The sequence below is a fragment of the Gimesia aquarii genome, assembly GCF_007748175.1.
Classification (GTDB): Bacteria; Planctomycetota; Planctomycetia; order Planctomycetales; family Planctomycetaceae; genus Gimesia; species Gimesia aquarii_A.
In genome coordinates this window covers 4693311-4712185 of the sequence record NZ_CP037422.1, presented here as the reverse complement: position 1 = coordinate 4712185, position 18875 = coordinate 4693311, and the positions used below count along the sequence as shown (strand labels likewise).

The following is an 18875-nucleotide window of genomic DNA, read 5'->3' as shown; positions in this document are numbered from 1 at the left end:
TTGAATCATGAAGAAAGTATTGGGCATTCTAATCTTATTGATTGTTGTGTGTATTATCACTGCAATTTCTAATGAGAATTTTTTCTCTGCTTACAATATGCAAAACGTGATTCGATTAACGTCTTTATTCGGGATCATCAGTATCGGTGTAGCTTTTGTGATCATTTCAGGAGGCATTGATCTTTCTATTGGTTCAGTCATCTGTCTGGTAGGAAGTTTATTACCCTTTGTTCTCGTGGAAAAAGGGTTTTCCATCACGTCAGCGTTATTGTTAGTAAGTACCGTTTCGATTGCCATTGGTTTATTTCATGGTTTACTGATTACGAAACTAAAGCTCCAACCATTTGTTGTGACTCTCTGTGGGCTTCTCATATACAGAGGGATTGCCAGAGGCATCACACAAGATGAAACGCAAGGATTTGGCACAGCTTATGCCGGATTACGATACTTGGCTATCGGGAAGATCGATCTTCCGTTCATTGAAGGATTCAAACTTCCCGTGCCTTTTCTGATTATGCTTGGCCTGGCACTGATTGCTGCGTTCTTTTTGAATAAAACGATTTTTGGCCGCTATCTGAAAGCAATTGGAAATAACGAAGTCGCCGCTCGCTATTCGGGGATCAAAACGGATCGTGTGGTCATTATGGCTTATGTCATCTGTTCTTTTCTGGCAGGAGTGGGTGGGGTATTATTTGCCCTCGATATCAATTCAGTACAACCTGAGGGAATCGGTAATTTTTATGAATTATACGCCATTGCAGCAGCCGTTTTAGGAGGCTGTAGTATTCGGGGAGGGGAAGGATCGATTTTAGGCGTCATCATTGGTGCCGCATTGATGCGAGTGCTCCGTAATTCGATTACAATGTTAGGTATTCCTTCCCAACTGGAATTTGCTATCATTGGAGTCGTAATATTAATAGGAGTGATCACCGATGAGCTTGTAAAGAACTATGCCCAAAAACGCAGGGCACTCCAGCAAGCCAAACAGACCTCCGGATAGTTTCTCTCAGTAATTTATGGAAAACCTGATATGATCACTTATGAATATTTTTGCGAAACCAACGGCAAAACGATTGAAGTCAGTCACAAAATGCAAGAATCCATCAAAACTTGGGGAGAGCTTTGCGAAAAAGCTGAGATCGCCTTAGAAGACACTTCAGCATCGGCCTCCGTCGAACGATTAATTTCGGGAGGACTCTTATTTAAAGGTGAAAGTTCCAGCAAAAAGTCGGACCTTCCCATTGCTGACGCTGGTTGTGGTCGCTCAAACTGCTGTCGCCACTGAATTAAGTCTTATCCTGAACACTTAGCGACTCGTTCACACTTCTATTGTTTTAAAGGTCTACTGTGTCTGTTTTCTGTATCAAAAATGGAACGATCTATGATCCTGCAAACGACGTCAACGGGGAAGTGCGCGACCTGTGGATTCAAGATGGAAAGATTATTTCGAGACCAAAAGATGCAGATTCTTATTCAGGAAAGACTCTGGATGCCACAGGTTATGTAGTAATGCCCGGTGGTATTGACATGCACTGCCATATCGCCGGTCCCAAAGTGAACGCGGGCCGTAAAATGACGCCCGAGATGAAACGCAAGGCCCCACCCATCTACCGAAGTGAACATACGCGTTCTGGAACAGGTGGTGTTGTTCCCAGTACGTTTGCCACAGGATATCTGTTCGCGAGCATCGGTTATACGACGGCCATGGATGCAGCAATTCCCGGCCTACACGCACGACATGCTCATGAAGAACTGCAGGACACACCGATTCTCGACAAAGGTTTTTATTTACTGTTCGGGAACAATCATTTCGTAATGAAACATTTGCGAAACCAGGATCAAAATGCACTCGACGCGTATTGTGCCTGGCTCTTGGAATCAGCAAAAGGTTATACAATCAAAATTGTGAATCCTGGAGGAGTTGAAGACTGGAAACAGATCAGCCGTAAGTCGATTAAAGAACTGGATTCAAAAGTACATAATTTTGGAGTGACGCCACGACAAATTGTACGTGGGCTGGCTGGAACCGCAGACCGCTTGAAGCTACCTCATTCTGTACATATTCACTGTAATAATCTGGGAATTCCCGGAAACTGGGAAACCACCTTAAAGACAATGGAATCGCTGGAAGGACATCGGGGGCATCTCGCACATGTTCAATTTCACTCGTATGATGGCGATCCTAATGATCCCACAAGTTTTTCGTCTGCTACACAAAAACTTGTAGACTATGTCCATTCTCATGAAAACATTACGGTCGACGTTGGACACATCAATCCCGGCACAACACTTTCGATGACAGGTGATACCCCATTCAGTCAGTTTCTGCATAATATTAACAAGAATAAATGGTATACTGCAGATTGTGAACTGGAAAGCAGTTGTGGAGTCATTCCAATTGAATATCGACTGCAGAAGAGCTTGATTCATGCGGTGCAATGGGCCATTGCTTTGGAATGGTATCTGCTGATGGAAGATCCCTGGCGCGTGATTATGACCAGTGATCACCCCAACGGTGGCGCCTTTTATCATTATCCAGAAATAATTTATTTGCTGATGGATAAAAACTTTCGTCAGGAATTTCTCTCTCAAATGCCTGAAGAAATTCGCAAGAGAAGTGTCCTTGCAGATCTGCAGCGAGAATACTCGTTATATGAAATCGCTATTATCACCCGTGCGGCTCCAGCTCGCGTGTTGGGAATGAAAGACAAGGGACACCTCGGCGTGGGGGCACACGCTGATATTACCATCTATGCACCACAACAAAATCGTCAGGAAATGTTTGAACGTCCTCGCTGGGTTTTTAAGGATGGCTTGCCTGTTGTCGAAGATGGAGAAATCCGGGCGCATGAGTTCGGCAGAACCTATTATGCCGCCCCTGAATTTGATCGAGAATTTTTACCACATATCGAAGACTGGTTTAACGATCACTATACCATTCGTTTTCGCAATTACCACATTGAAAAAAATGATATTCCTCAAGCGGAGGAAGTTACTTGTAAACTGCCTTGACTGCCCCGAGTATAGAAAGGAAGATGAATATGAGTTGGGATCAAATTGTTCACAAACACTACCCTGGTGCACTCACTTGTTCACAGGCTGTGGACGAAAATATCAAGTTTCTAGAAGATGAGCTAGGTGGCGACAGAACAAAAACGTTATTAGCAAAATCCCGTTGCGCAGACGACCTTGTTTCGACCAGAAAAACCTTTAGTGAATACTTGAGCGATCCTTTTCAACTGGGAGGTCTGGCAGGGTTTCCATTCACGGGCAGAACAGGCATGACTGCGTATTCTCATCATATTCCCGATGGAGGAACCGCCTTTATCTTATATGGTCCCCACATCGGAGTTACCGCTGACGGAGATATTGGAAAAGTCCTACGCCCCGGTCAGTCCAGATGCACCACCGCCTGTGGTGCGCTGGTAGGTGCTGTTGGCGTATTGGAAACCGGTAATTCCTTAGAAAGCTCCAATGACGACTTTCAGTTACCCCAAATCGTCAAAATGCTGACGCCTTCCCGAGATCGAATTTTAGATGCTGACTCTCCTATCAAGGAAGCCACCCAGGTCAGTTATGAAATCATTCAGGATCAAGTCGATCAAATTATTGATGCAACGATTAAGGAGTTCTCCTGTAAACGAATATTGTTACTGGGAAGCATTCGTATCAATACAGATGCGGGTTTTGAAGACTACATGACCATCGAGAGCAGGAAACACATCGACCTATAATCGAAATCTGCTCATGAATCTCCTTATTATTGAGAAAGAAAGTCCGTGTCAAATTTAGCTGTTGCTAAAATAGGAATCGTAACGGTTTCAGACCGTGCCAGTCGGGGTGAGTATGAAGATCAAGGAGGCCCTGCAATTCAGGGCTATCTTTCGGAAATTCTGACCAGCGAATGGAAACCCGTCACACGAATCATTCCCGATGAGCTTTCTACGATCACGGAAACTCTGAAAGAACTCTGTGACCAGAAACAATGTTGTCTGGTCGTCACAACAGGTGGGACTGGACCTGCCAAACGAGATATCACTCCCGAAGCAACATTGGCGGTGGCAGAGAAAGAAATGCCGGGATTCGGTGAATTAATGCGTAAGGTTTCTCTGGAAAAAGTCGCAACTGCCATTCTTTCCCGGCAAACAGCCGTCATTCGCGGAGGGACATTGATCGTCAATCTACCAGGGCAACCCAAGGCGATTCAGGAGTGTCTGGACGCGGTTTTTCCTGCAATACCGTACTGTATCGACTTGCTTGAAGGCCCATTTTTGAAAACCAATGAAGAACGACTTGTGGCATTCCGTCCCAAAAAGAAATAAACACAGCAAAACAGGAGCAATAATTTGTATTACTGCTCCTGTTCGTTCTTTTGTAAGTGAGTTTAGTTTTTAATCAAACTGGTACATTTTCCTCAATAGCTTCCAGTCGAATTGGCTTGATATCAAATTTGGGATTCTGTCCCAGGAAACGTGCTGGATTATTATGGAAGATTTCAATCGCATCCTGCACTGAGTATCCTCTGGCACGGAATTGCACAACACATTGCTGCAGAGTGAAGGGATCACTCGGTCCCCAGTCAGCAGATGAGTTGACTAAAATCCGCTCGTGTCCATACATTTCAAGCATATCAACGGCTCGTTTGGGAGAGCACTTTGTGATGGGGTACAGAGTAAACCCAACCCAATATCCTGCCTCCAAAGGTTCGCGAATTGTATGCTCTTCAACATGATCAATCCAAACCCGTTCCGGGTTCACGTTCATGTGCGATAAAACTTCTAGGGTGCGTTTTGTACCACGCACTTTATCTTGCAGGTGAGGGGTATGAATCAGAATCAGTTGATCATACTTAATGGCCTGCTCGACCTGGGCTTCGAAGATCTCTTCTTCATTTTTGGTCGTTTTATGAAAGCCGATTTCTCCGACACCCAGCACAGTCGGTTTTTTGTAAAACTCTGGCATGTGCTTTATCACTTCGTGACTCAGTTTGGGATTTTCTGCTTCTTTGGGATTTACGGCAACCCAACAGTAATGCTTTATCCCATACTCGGCTGCACGTGTCGGTTCAAATTCGCTGATCTGATGAAAGTAATCAATAAATGTTTCTGGATATAAGCGGTCAAAACCAGCCCAGAACGCAGGCTCGGCAACTGCGACAACGCCTGACATCGCCATACGTTCGTAATCTTGTGCTGTACGTGCAATGGCATGATAGTGTGGTTGAATAATTTGCATGATCGTCTCACTGAATTATCAAGTATAAGCTGTCGGGAAAGGGGTTTTAAATTTTAGTCCAGATCAGAAAAGAGCAATAATAAGCGCTCTGACCGATTGGGAATATGACTCTCCTCGCTCAAAGTACCAATTGCTTGATTTAATAATTCCAGCCGGGAATCATTAAAATCACCTGTCCCTCCCTCGTGATCATGGGCACGGTCAATGCGATCCAAAGCCGCAGCAAGTTCCAGGAGAGCACAGCGGGCTTCGAGATACTCTCGATCCAAAACCTGTAAAGCTGTTTGCATCATTAAAACCTTTCGGATTGTTCCGTTTAGAAAAGCTCCATCATGAAAAAATCATATCCATTTTCATTATATACCTTACATCGGCACTTCCTACTGTCTCAACTGAATTCAACTCAAATTCAGCCAACTCTTAACAGAAATTCAGTATAAATGAATTAGTTGTACTAGCTAAATAAAGAAAAATCAGGGGGATAGTGGACTAATCGTGCTTTTGGCTGAAATCCCTACCTATTCAGGAGATGGATCAAAACACTTCGGATTATTCCAATGGAATTCATAGGACATGAGGTCCTTAGCCGATCTACCAGTTCTACTTCGACTAGCTGACCAAAAGCAAATTCATGAATTGCCGAATGGAAGAAGTATCACTTGGTTCTTCGCTATGGATTTGCAACAAGTTTACTTTTTCGAAGTATCCCGCGCTATAGAATGTTGTTTTAGAAACTGTTCCAGTTGATTCAATTGCCGTTTCATTTCAGAGATATAGTCTCCTTGAACGGGTTTGACTGTCAGTGGGTCAAAAACAATCGAAGCCACACCTCGTTGCTGTAATTCCTTGACCAGTTTTTCGTCGGGCTTCTGTTCCCACAACATAAATGGAATCTGATGCTCTTCTTGAACCTTTTTTAGTTTTTTCCAATCATTATCATCAGGATTTAAATGTCTCTTCCAATGCAAATGATGCACTGACCAATCAGCACGCCGAGCCAGATATTGATAAACGGGACGTTGAGAAAACCATTGAAGACCAGCATATTCAGTTTTAAGCTGATCCAGTTTTTGTTTTAACACTTCTAGAGAACCCTTAAGTTTCTTCAAGTTGACAGTGACCGTCTTTTTCTCTTGAGGAAACAACACCATCAGCTTTTGGGCAACCGCTTCTGCCTGTTTGATCATTAAAGCGGGATCTAGCCAGAAAAAAGCCACAGTTCCCGCATGAGAATGCGCCCCCTTAGCGCCATGGCTGTGCACTTCAAAATCAGGAACAGTAATTAGTGAGTCTTTCAAATAAAGTGACGTTCTCAATACCTTGGAACGAGGAAGCGATAATTTTTTCACCCAGTCAGCAAAGTCAGCACCATTGGTAATAATTAAATCTGACTCCTGAATTGTCTGAATCATGGCATCATTGGGTAACCATGTTTCAGGATCGGCGTCAGGCGAAACAGGATTAATAACCCTGATTTCAGGACCGACAAGAAATTCGACAATAAATTCGAGAGGATAATTCACTACGACAACTACAGGAGTCTGCTTATTTCTTGCGTTATTGTTTTCCCGTTGGGGATCTTGCTGACATGCACATGACATCATCAAGAAAAATAAAGCGACAAATAGATAAATACGTTGCATAATCTAAATCACTAAAAAAACAAAAAACGCATCACTTGCGATGCATACATTTGAAACACAATAGCAACCATCAGAACCAACACCAAACTGGCTCCCAGGATGAAGAGGACTTCTGTGAATTGTAATTTCCAGATAGTTGCCCGGCTGCACCCCAATTGGAACATCGTTTGCCGCTCTCGTTTTCGAAGGCGCAAAGAAAGTAGAAAAACGAGAGCCAGTAATAAAGCCGTTGAAATCGCAACCAATAACGTATTCACGTCAAACAACTTTTTGACGCGAAACACCATCGCTAACAATTCATTGACAGTGACGACTGGGCGGACAAGTTGAAGTGTCGATTGTTCTACGTCATAGATTCCAAGTAGCAGGACTTCCGATTTTTCATCAAACGGAACCACAATGATCGATGAAATTGGAAATGTCTCTGCTTGACCATGAAAATGAAACGATGCCAGATTTTCTTCCGTCACTTCATTGAATTGTGGAACGGCCGCATTTGCAACTGTTCGCTGAGGATCCCGTTTTAACAAAAGGTCTTTATCTGTCTCCACATTGATCTTCTGATGGCCATGACCGATGCCTGCGATAATCCATTCGGTCTTTAAATCCACAAATACGGCGTCATCGTCTGGAGAGTTTGATTCTTCCAACACACCCACCACAAGCATTTTCAGTGGATAATTTCCGGAAAGATCAAAAACATTCAAAGGGTCCGAAATAACTCGATCACCAGGTTTTAGTTGTAGCTTTTCAGCTACGTTGGCGCCGATTACACAGTCTCCCAGACGTTTCAGGCTGGTTCCCACTGCAACTGATAGATCTCGAAACTCGAAATAATCTAATGTGGTCCCCACAATAGGAGATCCTTGAGCCGTGAAATGAACTGCCAGTGGAATCGGCAATGCATAGCCAGTTTCTTCAATGAATTCCACTTCTTTCATCGATATGGACTCTAGTTCTCCCTGACTGAAATACATTGACTCCAGTACCAGATCAAATCGGCTCCCTTTGGCTCCGGCAATTAATGGAGTGGAGCGTGCCCTGAATTGCAGTTCTTGTTCAAATTGAGTGACGCCAAATTGTAATACAACCGGTAATAAGAGAGACAGAGTCACACACAAAATCAGAGTGATCGTTTTGAATTTGTTATAGAGTAAATAACGTACCGTCAGCCTAAAAATACCATTCATACCGTTTCCACCACTTCATGAAAACGTTCGATATCAACGGTACGCTCAAATCGATCCAGGAGACTGTCATCATGCGTCACCATGATCAAAGTGGCGTTTGTACGTGTGGCATGCTCAAGCAGTAAATCTCGTATCAACTCTTTATTGACCCGATCAAGATTGCCTGTAGGTTCATCCGCTAATAATATTTGAGGCTGAGGTAATAATGCGCGGCAAATAGCAACCCGCTGTCGCTCACCTTGGGAAATTTGATCGATGTGAGAGTTAAAATACTGATCGACCTGCATGGAAGCTGCGAGCTCCTGTGCACGCTCATGCACACCTGCATCCAATAGTAATGCACCGTTGATAAAATAAGGAAGCAGGATATTTTCACGTACATTCAGGTAATCAATTAATTCAAATTCCTGAAAGACAAAACCGATTTGAGAAATACGATAAGCACGACGCTGATGATCATTCAACGCTTTCAGATCCATTCCATAGGAGGTTAAAGTCCCCTGATCTGGAACCAAAATTCCCGAAATCAAGTTCAAAAGTGTCGTTTTCCCACATCCACTCGGACCAATGACCGCAACTTTCTCAGCCGCCTGAATGACCAACTCAAGAATGTGTAATCGAAATTTCGACTGAGGATAACTGAATTTCAGTTGGTGTATCTCGATCATGACGAACTCGAATTTACTGACTTCGTTTCGGACTGATTATTTTCAGATTGATCGGTCTCTCCCGGTTCTACTTCCCTCAGACTTGTTTGAAATCGCAAACGCTGTTCATCGAGTAGGTTCATACCAGTCAGTTTCCAGTTACCTTCAATTGGCTCAAGATAAAAAACTGCCTGATACTGATTCGTGCGAGTATGAATGTGTCCCCAATGCTCAACAGTACCTTCGACCGTCCAGGTAGACTGAACTGCGAAGCTACGTTCATCCTGCGTGATTTGATCTTGTGAATCAAAAAGTGTCTCGGAATTCACGGTCTCCCAATTCACACCAGTCACTCGAGAAATCGCACCGCCTTGTTCTTGCATTTTCAAGCTCTGATTAATTTGACGATAGAGTGTTTCTAAAAAAGCACCATCGGCACTTTTGGCCAATGCATCATAGATATCACTATCTGCATGATAATCAAATGCTCGATAAATGTTTTTATGAAGCGTTTTAAAAACAGCTTCTGCTTTGTCAGTTGCCACTTTGGGAATCGGTTCCATTGGACTCGCAAATGTCACTCGTGTTAGTGGCCAACACAAAAGACCAGTTACCAATAAGATAACGACAGCCGCTAATCTCTTTTTGTATGATTCTTTTTTTCCAAAAAGGCTAAAGCTCAAAATAAAACCTAATAACAAACATCCTGAACTGACAAGAGGAACAGACCAAATAGATCGGGGTTGTAAACTGACTTCAACCGGATTCACTTCCAAACTAACCTTGTGCCCGGGATTCTCCCATTCAAAGATACTATTTCGCTCTAATTTCGAAAATACGGGTCGGTAAGACTGATCAAAGGCAAAACAAACAGATTCCACACTCCAGACACTACGGTTAAACATATCCCAGGTTACTTTAACTTTATCGGGTGTCCCTTTGGTGCTATATGATAAAATAATTCCCACTCGGGCATTGGCTGTACTCACCCGTTTTTTCTCTGCTGGCTTTGCAAAGTCTTTGAAATCAAGGCCATAAAAATCAAGCCGAGAGATCACTGGCTTCACTGCAATACCATCAATCTCAATTGGATTTGCCTTGGCGAAAAATTGCTCGATAGATTCCCGCGACGCTTCCTGCTCTTCGACAGATAAAAAATCAGCCTCTTTTCGATCTATTGAAAAGAACGATTCCAATGTTGCCAGGGGAATTAAGATTTCGTGTCGTACTTCAAAGTCTTCGATATACAGAAAGGAATAAATTGTTCCATAACTGGTAATTCCCAAAGTCTCTTCGCGGCGCTCTTTGAGCCACTTCTGCCAGGCTTCTTCGGAAGCATCGGGAGCCAATGGTGGATGCTCCCAATTAAAGCGAATGGTCTGTGGCTCGCGAGGTTTCATAGAGACAGCGTAAGGAGTTTCCGAACCTTCCTGTTTCAGATTAAATTGCACCATTGCTGGAAAACCGGCGTTTGAATCGACAAGCTGTTGACTGAACGTGAGAAATTCGGGGGGAGAAGTAAGTTTATACTCAATCTGAAAAACAAGTGTGAATAACATCAAATCGCTCATCGCGACGCCTTGTGGTTTGATTGAGGAATCATCCACAGAAACGACTTTTCCAATCAGCTTTTCTCCGTTGATATCTCGCACATGCAGGCGATCTAAGAGAAATTGTTTGTGTTTTTCAATGGCTTTCTTAATTTTCTCTGTCGAAATAATATTCTCTTTATCTGGTTCCAGCTTCTGAAAAAAATAGAGATCTTCAACATAGATCTGCATCGAAACCATGACTTTCTCACTCGTGACGTAGACATTTTCCTGACTGACTGATATGGGATGTGCTTCACTAATCACAGGAAAAAACAGACCTGTCGAAACGATGAAACAGGACAAAATAATCAGACGGGGTCGAAATCTCGGAATAGAACGACGACCAGCTAATGCTTGCAATTCATAAAGTGAGGTTTTAGCTGGCTGATTCATATTAAGATTTTGAACTAGGAAAACACGGACCAAACTGGCAGGAAAGTCATAAACAGGCAGGATTCCTCACATTTCTATACTATTTGATCGTACCGATAAACTGTATAGAATTGCAATCGAGGTCCGCTTATAAGACACTACGAATAATGAATTCATGATGATTGAGAAAAAAGGGCATCCCATGGAAGAAAATACAAACTCGGCGTCGTCGGAAACTGAGCCATCGAAAGAAGTTACCGTCGAAACAACTCCCATCATCAAACCCGGACTCTTTAAACGGAGTGTTCTCTGGTTTCTGGCTTTTTTATTAGCTGCCTCAGCGATGAATTACCAGCGAGAAACGGGGCCGACTTATCCCATGAAAATCCGGGTGGAAGATGGAATCACTGCGGAACTCATTCGTACACATGAATCAACAGCTGATGCGATCGTCGAACTACCGGCTCCCGGCAACAAAGAGAACAAGCCTTCCGCTAGTCTGTACTATAAACGGTACCGGACTTCTGATGAATTTACCTCTGTCCCAATGAAGGCCGTTGAGGAAGATTCTCATTACATACTTGAGGCGGCTCTGCCCAAACAGCCTGCGGCTGGCAAGCTGGAATACTATATTGATGCGACGATTGAAGGTCAAAAACGTCGTTTTCCAGATCAAGCAGATGACTATATTCTCATTCGATTTAAGGATCCTGTTCCGGATGGCGTTTTGTTTCCCCATATCATGTTAATGATTTTTTCGATTTTGTTAGGAATGCGATCAGGACTCGCCGCGTTATTTGCTCCATACAATATGCGTCAACTAGCCTGGGTTACCTTATGTGGTATGACTGTAGGAGGCATGATTCTAGGACCTCTTGTGCAAAAATACGCCTTTGGGGAATACTGGACTGGATTTCCATTAGGCGGTGACTGGACCGATAATAAGATGCTCTTCATGTTTCTGGCCTGGGTCTTTGCCTGCTCTGTCATTGGCTTAAACCCATTCAAAAAACCAACAGCGACAGGACGAACTGTCGTGTTCTTGGCCGCGATTGTGATGACGGTCTGTTATCTCATTCCCCATAGTATGGGAGGTAGCGAGTTAGACTACAGTCAGGTCGATCAGGGAATTGATCCGAGTGAAGCAATCAAGACAGGTCGACAATGAACGCCGCTCAAGTTCATCTATTAACGGTACACATACCCGTTATTGGCTGCTGGGGGCTGTCAATCCTCTTTCTTCTGGCACAATATCTTCGAGATGACAGACTGTTCAAAATCAGCTGTTGGCTTTTCTTGACACTTTTATTAGCGGCCACCATCGCATACTTCTCAGGACCTCCCGCATATGATCTTTTAAAAGACAATTATAGTATCACGACAGAGACTGTCGAATTTCATGCGATTCTGGCTCGTTCCGGTCTGCTGGCAATGGTAGTGTTGTCGATGGTAGTCGGTAATGCCTTGGTACAGGGATTTCAGGGAGAAAAAATCCCTGGCTGGCAACGATGGGTTATTCTGATCAGTATACTACTACTTTCCATTTTTTGGGGAGTCGTCGCTCATTGGGGAGGTTTGATTCGGCACCCAGAAATTCAGTATTCGGTATCAAAACCGATTGAAAAATCAAAACAGCAGCAAGCTACTGAATAATCTCTTATTTCACGATCTCTGTCCCAATTCCCTTATCGGAATAAATTTCCAACAGGATGGAATGAGGGAGTCTTGCATCAACAATATGGACTTTCCCAACGCCACTTGCCAACGCTTCCAGTGCCGCATCTACTTTAGGGACCATACCGGAATCGATCGTTCCGTCTGCAATTAATGATCGACAGCGTTCCGTTTCCAGATGTGAAACTAATGTCTGTGGATCATTTTTATCGAGAAAGATTCCTGGCACATCACTGAGAAACACTAGCTTTTCCGCCTTTAGAATCCGCGCTAACGCTGCTGCAGCGGTATCCGCGTTCACGTTCAGTTTCTGGCCTGATTTATCCAGTGCGACTGAAGGAATGACAGGTATTGCATCTGACTCACAAACTTCTGCTAACAGGCTTTCATCTACGTCAGTTACATAACCAACACGTCCCAAATCGATCGATGAACCATCCTCAGCCTGGAGTGTTAATTGTTCACCCTGGAGACAGTTCCGCGTTCCAAAATGAAGTGGTTCTGCTTTCGCTCCTTGAGATTTGATTTCTTGAGCCAATGATTCACTAATCTGATTGGCGAGTACGTTAGTGGCGATTTCCAATGTTTTTTCATCGGTATAACGCCGTCCATGCACAAATCGTGATTCAATTCCCGCTGAATTCATTGCCTGACTGATGGCTTTCCCACCGCCGTGAACAAGAATAGGATGCATCCCCACTGTTCTCATAAAGATCACATCAGTCAAAAAGCTTTTGACGGCTGCTTCCTCTTCAAGGGCACTTCCTCCTAGCTTAATGACAACATAACGTCCACGGAATCTTCGAATCCAGCTCAATGCTTCGATTAATACAGCAGCTTTCCGAACAGCGTCTTCCACTATGAATCTTTCATTTTTTGGTAGAAACTTTAAAGTCAATCGCGATTATTGAAATCATTGAATCTGGGATAAATCGCTCCAGATTTGAAATTGTATAATTCAAAAACTCATTGTAAGCGCCCTCCTTGAACTGTCAAACGAGTGGTTCTAATACCCCTTTAATTATGCTTTCACCGAAGATCTCCATTTTTTTCTCACGAATTCGTATATTTGGCTCAACTTCAATTCCAAATGCCTCAAAACAGGAATTCAGCAACAATTTGACCTGTCGATCTGTCATAACCCAACTTAAATCGCCTCCCCCATAGGCAATAAAATCGGACTGACCTCTACGGCCCCGGCATATAGTGGGAATGGTGCGACAGTCCGCTTCGGCAATTTTGCACTCACATACATCAGATGCAATCCATCTACTGAGAACCAGAGAATTGGTGTGTGGTATTTCAGGGGAATCCCCCGATACTTAACTCTACATAACAAGGTAGAACTCACTCGCCCCTTACATAACTTTACAACCACTAAGAGATTTTAAAGATTGAGATGGAGATACTAAGTTGGCCCATTCACACTTGCCGATTCAACACCTGATGAAACAAATGGAACACTATTCCTCAGAACAGATGAACTTAAACTGTCGCCCTGCCTGGCTCAATAGTTTTGTTGACGAAGTTGCAGAAATTTTCAATCCATTAGAAGAAGTCGGACGAGTTGGTTTTGACTGTCAGTTCACCGAAGAATACTGGGAAGTGGGCCTCTTCCTGGGAAGCACGGAGATTGTTGGTGGACAACGTGACGGTCAACATGTTGCTGCCAGCTTTCAATTCGACTTATTGCAACTTCTTGACCGATTTGAATCAGTTAACCGATTTCATTTTAATTATGTGGAAGAAGCAGAGGCAATCGATGCCTGCGATCCATCGTCCGCCTATATTACAGTTGAAGGACATCTCGCTGACCTGGAGCTGGTACGTTTGAACGTATATGCTACTCCTCCAACCGAGGCAGGACCAGGCTTTCGCAAATCTCATAATGGCACAATAGACACCGTTTGATCCCCACTCACATTGAACGAACTAACTTTACCTACATCGCCTGCTTCGTGGTACACCTTTCCCTCACTTTTCCAGCTCAGCTCCGATTCGCCACAAAACGCGGATCGGAGCTGGATTCGCATTGATGGTAATATCTATAAAACAACCGCTGCCCGAATTCATTAAAACATAAATTTCAGAGCGGTTGATCTGCCGCTGCGATTTTCCCATCACGTAGTCTGAGAATATGATCAGTTTCTCGAATATAACGTTCGTCATGCGTTACAATGACGACAGTGGTCTTATATTGCTCACTCATATCTCGCAAACAATGGAAAATTTCTTCGCCTGTTCTCGTATCTAGCTCGCCCGTTGGTTCGTCAGCGAGGATAAGTAGGGGCCGCTTTAATAAAGCACGTGCAATCGCCACTCGTTGTTGCTCTCCGCCTGACAACTGGCTGGGACGATGTGTGATGCGGTGCCCTAACCCAACTTGTTCCAGTAATTCTTTCGCTTCTTTCTTCTGCTCAATAGAAACCCCCAACGGTAAAAAGGGAGCCAGAACGTTCTCCAGGGCATTGAGATTTTTTAACAGATTAAAATTCTGAAAGACAAAACCAACTTTTTCACGGCGATATGTATCACGTTCATTATTGTTTAATGTAGATAGAGACCGATTTTGTACAAAGATCTCGCCTGCAGAAGGTACATCAAGCGCGCCCAACAAATAAAGCAAGGTACTCTTACCACTTCCCGATGGACCCAAAATAAATGAAAATCTCTGACCGGGAAAATGACAGCTGACCCCCTGCAGTGCACGTACTTCAGTCTCACCACTCTGATGAATTTTCGCTACATCACGAACTTCAATCATAAAACAGTCACTTTCTGCGAAGATTTCAGATTTGACATTCTCAAAATTCTTAACCACGACGGATGGCATCAATGGGAGTCATGCGAGTGGTCCACCAGGCAGGATACAATCCACCTAAAACTCCCAGTAGAGTACTAAATAGAACTCCGAATAACAGTAAACCTGGGCTGGCATAAAGATGAATCTGATTTGCAAAATTCCAGTTTACAATCGAAATTGCCACGAGCCCTAAAATGCCTCCAAGAATACCACCCAATACACCAAGTAAGGAACTTTCAGCTGTAATCAATAGCATCACATCCCGATTAGACCATCCATTTGCTTTCAGAATTCCGAAGTCCACAATTCGTTCCATGACACTCATTAACATTGTGTTGATGATGCTCAGCATGGCAATCAAAACACCAATGCCCGTCATTAAACTGAGAAAGATATCCAAATCAGCAGTGAACGTTTCCAATCGTTCTCCCCAGTCTGCAGCAGCCCTCACCTCTAACGCACTTTCTTCTTGATCAGATTCTGTCAACGTTTTATCAGGATCATTTTTCGGTTTTTGTCCTGCTTTGACATTGGTAATGTCTGGCGAAGAATTCTGGTCTGAAATCCCCTTCAAACTCTGGTCAATGGCATCCACAAAATCTTTAAGAATGTTGGACTGTGAAGTATTGGCAAGTGCTAATGATGCTGGTTGCCAGGAAGCCAATTCACGACCTCGAAAATGATCTTTGATTTGTTTCACAAGCGTATCGTTGTCGACCGCTCCCGATTGTTCGAGATAAAAACAACTCACACTATTGGGATCAAATCGCGTGATATCACGAACCACATCAATATCCAGGATGATGGCGACATCGAGCAGCAATGAACCGCATTCATAAAGCCCGATAATTGTCATCTCCTGACCATTGACGCTAATCGTGTCACCCACCTGTTTGTCATGCTGTTCAGCAATTTGTCGACTAACAACTGTATTCAGAGTCCCCAGATCTTCCAGAGATAAAAACCGTCCCGCATAAATCGCATCACGATAAACTCCATGTTTTAATTGCAATCGTGAAGAAAGCTCGGTTCCAAACAAAAACCGAGGAGGACTGATAACGGGTTTATCTTCAATCATATTAACTCGAGACCAGATTTCAGGATTTACAATCGCGATTCCTGAAATCTGGCTGATTTCTTCTCCCCATGACCGTGGAATTCTTGAGAATAATGGGATTGGCGCTCCAGGCTGCATGGCCACAATTCCCTTGATTCTGCCAAAAGTCTGGGAAACAGTCTCTTCCAGTCCTCCTGCAATAGAAAACAATCCTACCATGCCTGCAATAGCGATCGTCAATCCCATTAGACATAACAATGAACGAACTGAGCGGCTCAGAAGATTGCGTATCGCGAATTTTAGCATTTAGGCTGTTTCCCAATCAGTTGAGTCAATCTGGTCTAAAAAAAAGTGAAGTATTGTCATTCTAGGCTGATAACATCCAGCAAAGAATCCATTTGTTTCGTAATCTCGAAATAAAAGACCTGATTATATAGAGTTATAATTGCACTAACTTGAAAACCAGTTAATTTCAAACGTAGAATGCTTCCAATTGGAAAGCTGACTTTGAAATATGGAAGAGCCACTAAACTCTGACGATTTTTGTTTTTATTGCTTGAGTTTTATCGCCCATCAGAACGCGCTTGTTGTTTTCAGCTTGCCTGACATTTTAAAAACATATTTTATGATTTGACGCTTAATACAAAAAACGAATTTTAAATCCATGAACAAACGCGATTATTACGATATCCTGGAAATTTCTCGAAGCGCGAGCGCAGATGAAATTAAAAAGGCGTATCGGAAACTATCCAGAAAATATCACCCTGATATGGCTCCTGATGATAAATCAGCAGATCAGAAATTTAAAGAGGTGCAAGAAGCATATGATGTCTTGCGCGATGAGGAGAAGCGCAAACAATATGATCAATTTGGCCACTCATTTCAACAGGCAGGACCTGGGGGAGGTTATTATCAATCTGGAGGAGCAGGTCCAGTCGATCTGGATGACCTGTTCGGTGGAGGTGGCATTGATTTGGGTGACCTGTTCGGAGGTGCATTTCGAGGTGGAAAGCGCGCACAACCACGTCCACAAAAAGGAGAATCAAAACGCCTGCATATTGAAATTCCCTTTCATCTGGCTGCTGTCGGAGGAGAGCACGAGATCAGTCTTCAAAAAGGGGGGGCTTCTGAGCGGCTGACAGTCAAAATTCCACCAGGTGTGGACAATGGATCGGTCATCAGGCTCAGTGGTCAGGGAAACCCTGGAATTCATGGAGGACCGGCAGGAGATTTATTAATTACTATCAAGGTAGGCAACCACCCTTACTTCAAAAGGGAAGGTAGTAATCTGATCCTGGAAGTACCAATTACCCTCAGCGAAGCCGCTCTAGGCTCCAAAGTTGACGTCCCCACACTTTCCGAAGGTGAAGTCACAGTCACGATTCCACCAGGAACATCGAGCGGAGCAAAATTACGCCTGCGTGAAAAAGGTATTCTTGACCAGAAATTTAAAAAAACGGGTGATCAAATCTGCTCGATAAAAATAGTCGCTCCTAAAAGTCTCAGTGATCAAGCACGTAGCCTGTATGAGCAACTAAAGCAATTGGATGAAGAAAATCCACGGTCGAAAGCATGGTGAAGTCAATGCAAATCCATCTTATCTTTAAAAGCGGTCTGATTCGATTGCTGGTCATCAACTTAATTTTATTCAATTTCTCCGTCAATCAATTACAGGCTCAAAATACAGAAGCGGGGTCGGTCACATCTGATTCCAAGACGCTCACAGATTCTGATTCAGATCTGGATCATGCAAATCAAGATTCAGAAGAAAAAAAAGATGAGCGGCCTCGTGAGTTAGGAGTCATGTTAATCATCGTATGGCTAATATTGGGAACAGGTGTAGGAATTCTTATCTTCACCTCTCTATTTGGCCATTCAGTACGCAGTATGGTGAGACGACCTTATCCAACACAATCTGATTCTGAACAGCAATCCTCATTGAATCCAGCTTCTAATGAAAATGATGAATCGAACCCAATAGAAGATGAGTCAAAACTATAAATGGTTTACATCGCCACTATGGGAGGCATCGTTCTCTGTGAATCAATTTGATTTTCCAAGAGCAGACAGGATTCGCAGCCAGCAGGATTTTGCAGATGTCTACTCAGCAAGACAGAGAGCAGGCGACAAAAATTTATTAATATTTGCCATCACAAATCAACTCGAACGATGTAGACTAGGTGTCAGTGTTTCCAAAAAAAACGGAAATGCAGTCATGCGTGCTAGAAAAAAAAGAATGATTCGGGAAGCATTTCGACTAGTACAACATCAACTTCCGAAAGGATTGGACCTGATTGTTATCCCACGTCCTGAGGTTGAGGCAAATTTAAAGCAGTATCAGCACTCATTGAAACAACTCACGCAAAAACTTTATCGACGACTGGAGCATAAGCAAAGCGGATGAAACGGATGGCTTTGCAAATCGCCCGCTTGCTGTATCAGATCCCCAGTTTGATCCTGATAGGCCTGGTCCGACTTTATCAGATGACGTTAAGCCATTTCATCGGAGGACAATGTCGATTTCACCCAACTTGCAGTGAATATTTCATTCAGGCAGTTAGGAAATATGGAGCCGTAAAAGGAGCTTTTAAAGGCATCTTACGTATTTGTCGATGCCATCCCTTTCATCCAGGCGGATTCGACCCTCCCTAAGCTTCTCCTA

21 protein-coding genes are annotated in these 18875 nt (G+C 43.5%); 12 read left to right on the top strand and 9 right to left on the bottom strand.

Translation table 11 applies throughout. From position 1 onward, the window contains the following. Positions 1-7 precede the first annotated feature (7 nt). The 5 genes from V202x_RS17990 (at position 8) to mog (ending at position 4322) form a co-directional block, all read left to right on the top strand. Positions 8-1000 carry an ABC transporter permease gene (locus V202x_RS17990; protein WP_197992944.1) on the top strand — a complete coding sequence of 331 codons (993 nt, stop codon included), beginning with the start codon at positions 8-10 and terminating at the stop codon, positions 998-1000. A gap of 30 nt (positions 1001-1030) precedes the next feature. Beyond that, on the top strand, positions 1031-1285 hold the full coding sequence (locus tag V202x_RS17985) for a zinc ribbon domain-containing protein (protein WP_145177900.1): 255 nt from the start codon (positions 1031-1033) through the stop codon (positions 1283-1285). A gap of 62 nt (positions 1286-1347) precedes the next feature. Further along, complete coding sequence (locus V202x_RS17980; protein ID WP_145177898.1) at positions 1348-3012, top strand: formylmethanofuran dehydrogenase subunit A; 1665 nt, start codon at positions 1348-1350, stop codon at positions 3010-3012. 29 nt (positions 3013-3041) lie between these two features. Beyond that, positions 3042-3734, top strand: a complete 693-nt coding sequence (locus tag V202x_RS17975; protein ID WP_145177896.1) for a hypothetical protein — start codon at positions 3042-3044, stop codon at positions 3732-3734. A gap of 45 nt (positions 3735-3779) precedes the next feature. Further along, a complete protein-coding gene (gene mog, locus V202x_RS17970; protein WP_145177894.1) occupies positions 3780-4322 on the top strand; it encodes a molybdopterin adenylyltransferase in 543 nt (180 codons plus the stop codon). A 73-nt stretch (positions 4323-4395) separates the two neighbouring features. Here mog and V202x_RS17965 read toward each other — a convergent pair whose 3' ends face one another. From V202x_RS17965 to V202x_RS17940, 6 genes are all read right to left on the bottom strand, one after another. Further along, on the bottom strand, positions 4396-5235 hold the full coding sequence (locus V202x_RS17965; protein WP_145177892.1) for a TatD family hydrolase: 840 nt from the start codon (positions 5233-5235) through the stop codon (positions 4396-4398). Between the two features lie 53 nt (positions 5236-5288). Then, a complete protein-coding gene (locus V202x_RS17960) occupies positions 5289-5528 on the bottom strand; it encodes a hypothetical protein (protein WP_145177890.1) in 240 nt (79 codons plus the stop codon). A gap of 396 nt (positions 5529-5924) precedes the next feature. Then, positions 5925-6878, bottom strand: coding sequence for a metal ABC transporter substrate-binding protein (locus tag V202x_RS17955; protein WP_145177888.1), 954 nt, complete (start codon positions 6876-6878; stop codon positions 5925-5927). An 11-nt stretch (positions 6879-6889) separates the two neighbouring features. After that, entirely contained in the window at positions 6890-8068 is a 1179-nt protein-coding gene (locus tag V202x_RS17950) for an ABC transporter permease (protein ID WP_145177886.1), read from the bottom strand. Beyond that, entirely contained in the window at positions 8065-8736 is a 672-nt protein-coding gene (locus V202x_RS17945) for an ABC transporter ATP-binding protein (RefSeq protein ID WP_145177884.1), read from the bottom strand. The genes V202x_RS17950 and V202x_RS17945 overlap by 4 nt, the downstream gene beginning before the upstream one ends. Further along, positions 8733-10700 carry a hypothetical protein gene (locus V202x_RS17940; protein WP_145177882.1) on the bottom strand — a complete coding sequence of 656 codons (1968 nt, stop codon included), beginning with the start codon at positions 10698-10700 and terminating at the stop codon, positions 8733-8735. Before V202x_RS17940 ends, V202x_RS17945 begins: the two co-directional genes overlap by 4 nt. Before the next feature lie 154 nt (positions 10701-10854). Between V202x_RS17940 and V202x_RS17935 the strand changes: the two genes are divergently transcribed. Together V202x_RS17935 and V202x_RS17930 are read left to right on the top strand one after the other, a co-directional pair. Continuing rightward, the gene (locus V202x_RS17935) at positions 10855-11847 is read left to right on the top strand and encodes a hypothetical protein (RefSeq protein ID WP_145177880.1); all 993 of its coding nucleotides are present in this window, start codon (positions 10855-10857) and stop codon (positions 11845-11847) included. Then, the gene (locus V202x_RS17930) at positions 11844-12332 is read left to right on the top strand and encodes a hypothetical protein (RefSeq protein ID WP_145177878.1); all 489 of its coding nucleotides are present in this window, start codon (positions 11844-11846) and stop codon (positions 12330-12332) included. The genes V202x_RS17935 and V202x_RS17930 overlap by 4 nt, the downstream gene beginning before the upstream one ends. A 4-nt stretch (positions 12333-12336) precedes the next feature. On the opposite strand, the gene argB is transcribed toward V202x_RS17930, so the two are convergent. Then, positions 12337-13212, bottom strand: a complete 876-nt coding sequence (argB, locus tag V202x_RS17925; protein WP_145177876.1) for an acetylglutamate kinase — start codon at positions 13210-13212, stop codon at positions 12337-12339. Positions 13213-13766: 554 nt separating this feature from the next. On the opposite strand from argB, the gene V202x_RS17920 reads away from it, so the two are divergent. Then, the gene (locus V202x_RS17920; protein ID WP_145177874.1) at positions 13767-14264 is read left to right on the top strand and encodes a hypothetical protein; all 498 of its coding nucleotides are present in this window, start codon (positions 13767-13769) and stop codon (positions 14262-14264) included. Between the two features lie 175 nt (positions 14265-14439). On the opposite strand, the gene V202x_RS17915 is transcribed toward V202x_RS17920, so the two are convergent. Together V202x_RS17915 and V202x_RS17910 are read right to left on the bottom strand one after the other, a co-directional pair. Next, positions 14440-15117: an ABC transporter ATP-binding protein gene (locus tag V202x_RS17915; RefSeq protein WP_145177872.1), complete on the bottom strand. Its 678-nt coding sequence runs from the start codon at positions 15115-15117 to the stop codon at positions 14440-14442. A gap of 49 nt (positions 15118-15166) precedes the next feature. Continuing rightward, positions 15167-16519 carry an ABC transporter permease gene (locus V202x_RS17910; protein WP_145177870.1) on the bottom strand — a complete coding sequence of 451 codons (1353 nt, stop codon included), beginning with the start codon at positions 16517-16519 and terminating at the stop codon, positions 15167-15169. A gap of 358 nt (positions 16520-16877) precedes the next feature. On the opposite strand from V202x_RS17910, the gene V202x_RS17905 reads away from it, so the two are divergent. The 4 genes from V202x_RS17905 to yidD are packed head-to-tail and all read left to right on the top strand — an operon-like array spanning position 16878 to position 18865. After that, positions 16878-17792, top strand: a complete 915-nt coding sequence (locus V202x_RS17905) for a DnaJ C-terminal domain-containing protein (protein ID WP_145177868.1) — start codon at positions 16878-16880, stop codon at positions 17790-17792. Between the two features lie 5 nt (positions 17793-17797). After that, positions 17798-18214, top strand: a complete 417-nt coding sequence (locus V202x_RS17900; RefSeq protein ID WP_145177866.1) for a hypothetical protein — start codon at positions 17798-17800, stop codon at positions 18212-18214. 37 nt (positions 18215-18251) lie between these two features. Next, positions 18252-18617, top strand: a complete 366-nt coding sequence (gene rnpA / locus V202x_RS17895) for a ribonuclease P protein component (RefSeq protein ID WP_232098553.1) — start codon at positions 18252-18254, stop codon at positions 18615-18617. After that, complete coding sequence (yidD, locus tag V202x_RS17890; RefSeq protein WP_145177862.1) at positions 18614-18865, top strand: membrane protein insertion efficiency factor YidD; 252 nt, start codon at positions 18614-18616, stop codon at positions 18863-18865. Before rnpA ends, yidD begins: the two co-directional genes overlap by 4 nt. The last annotated feature ends 10 nt before the right edge of the window (positions 18866-18875 follow it).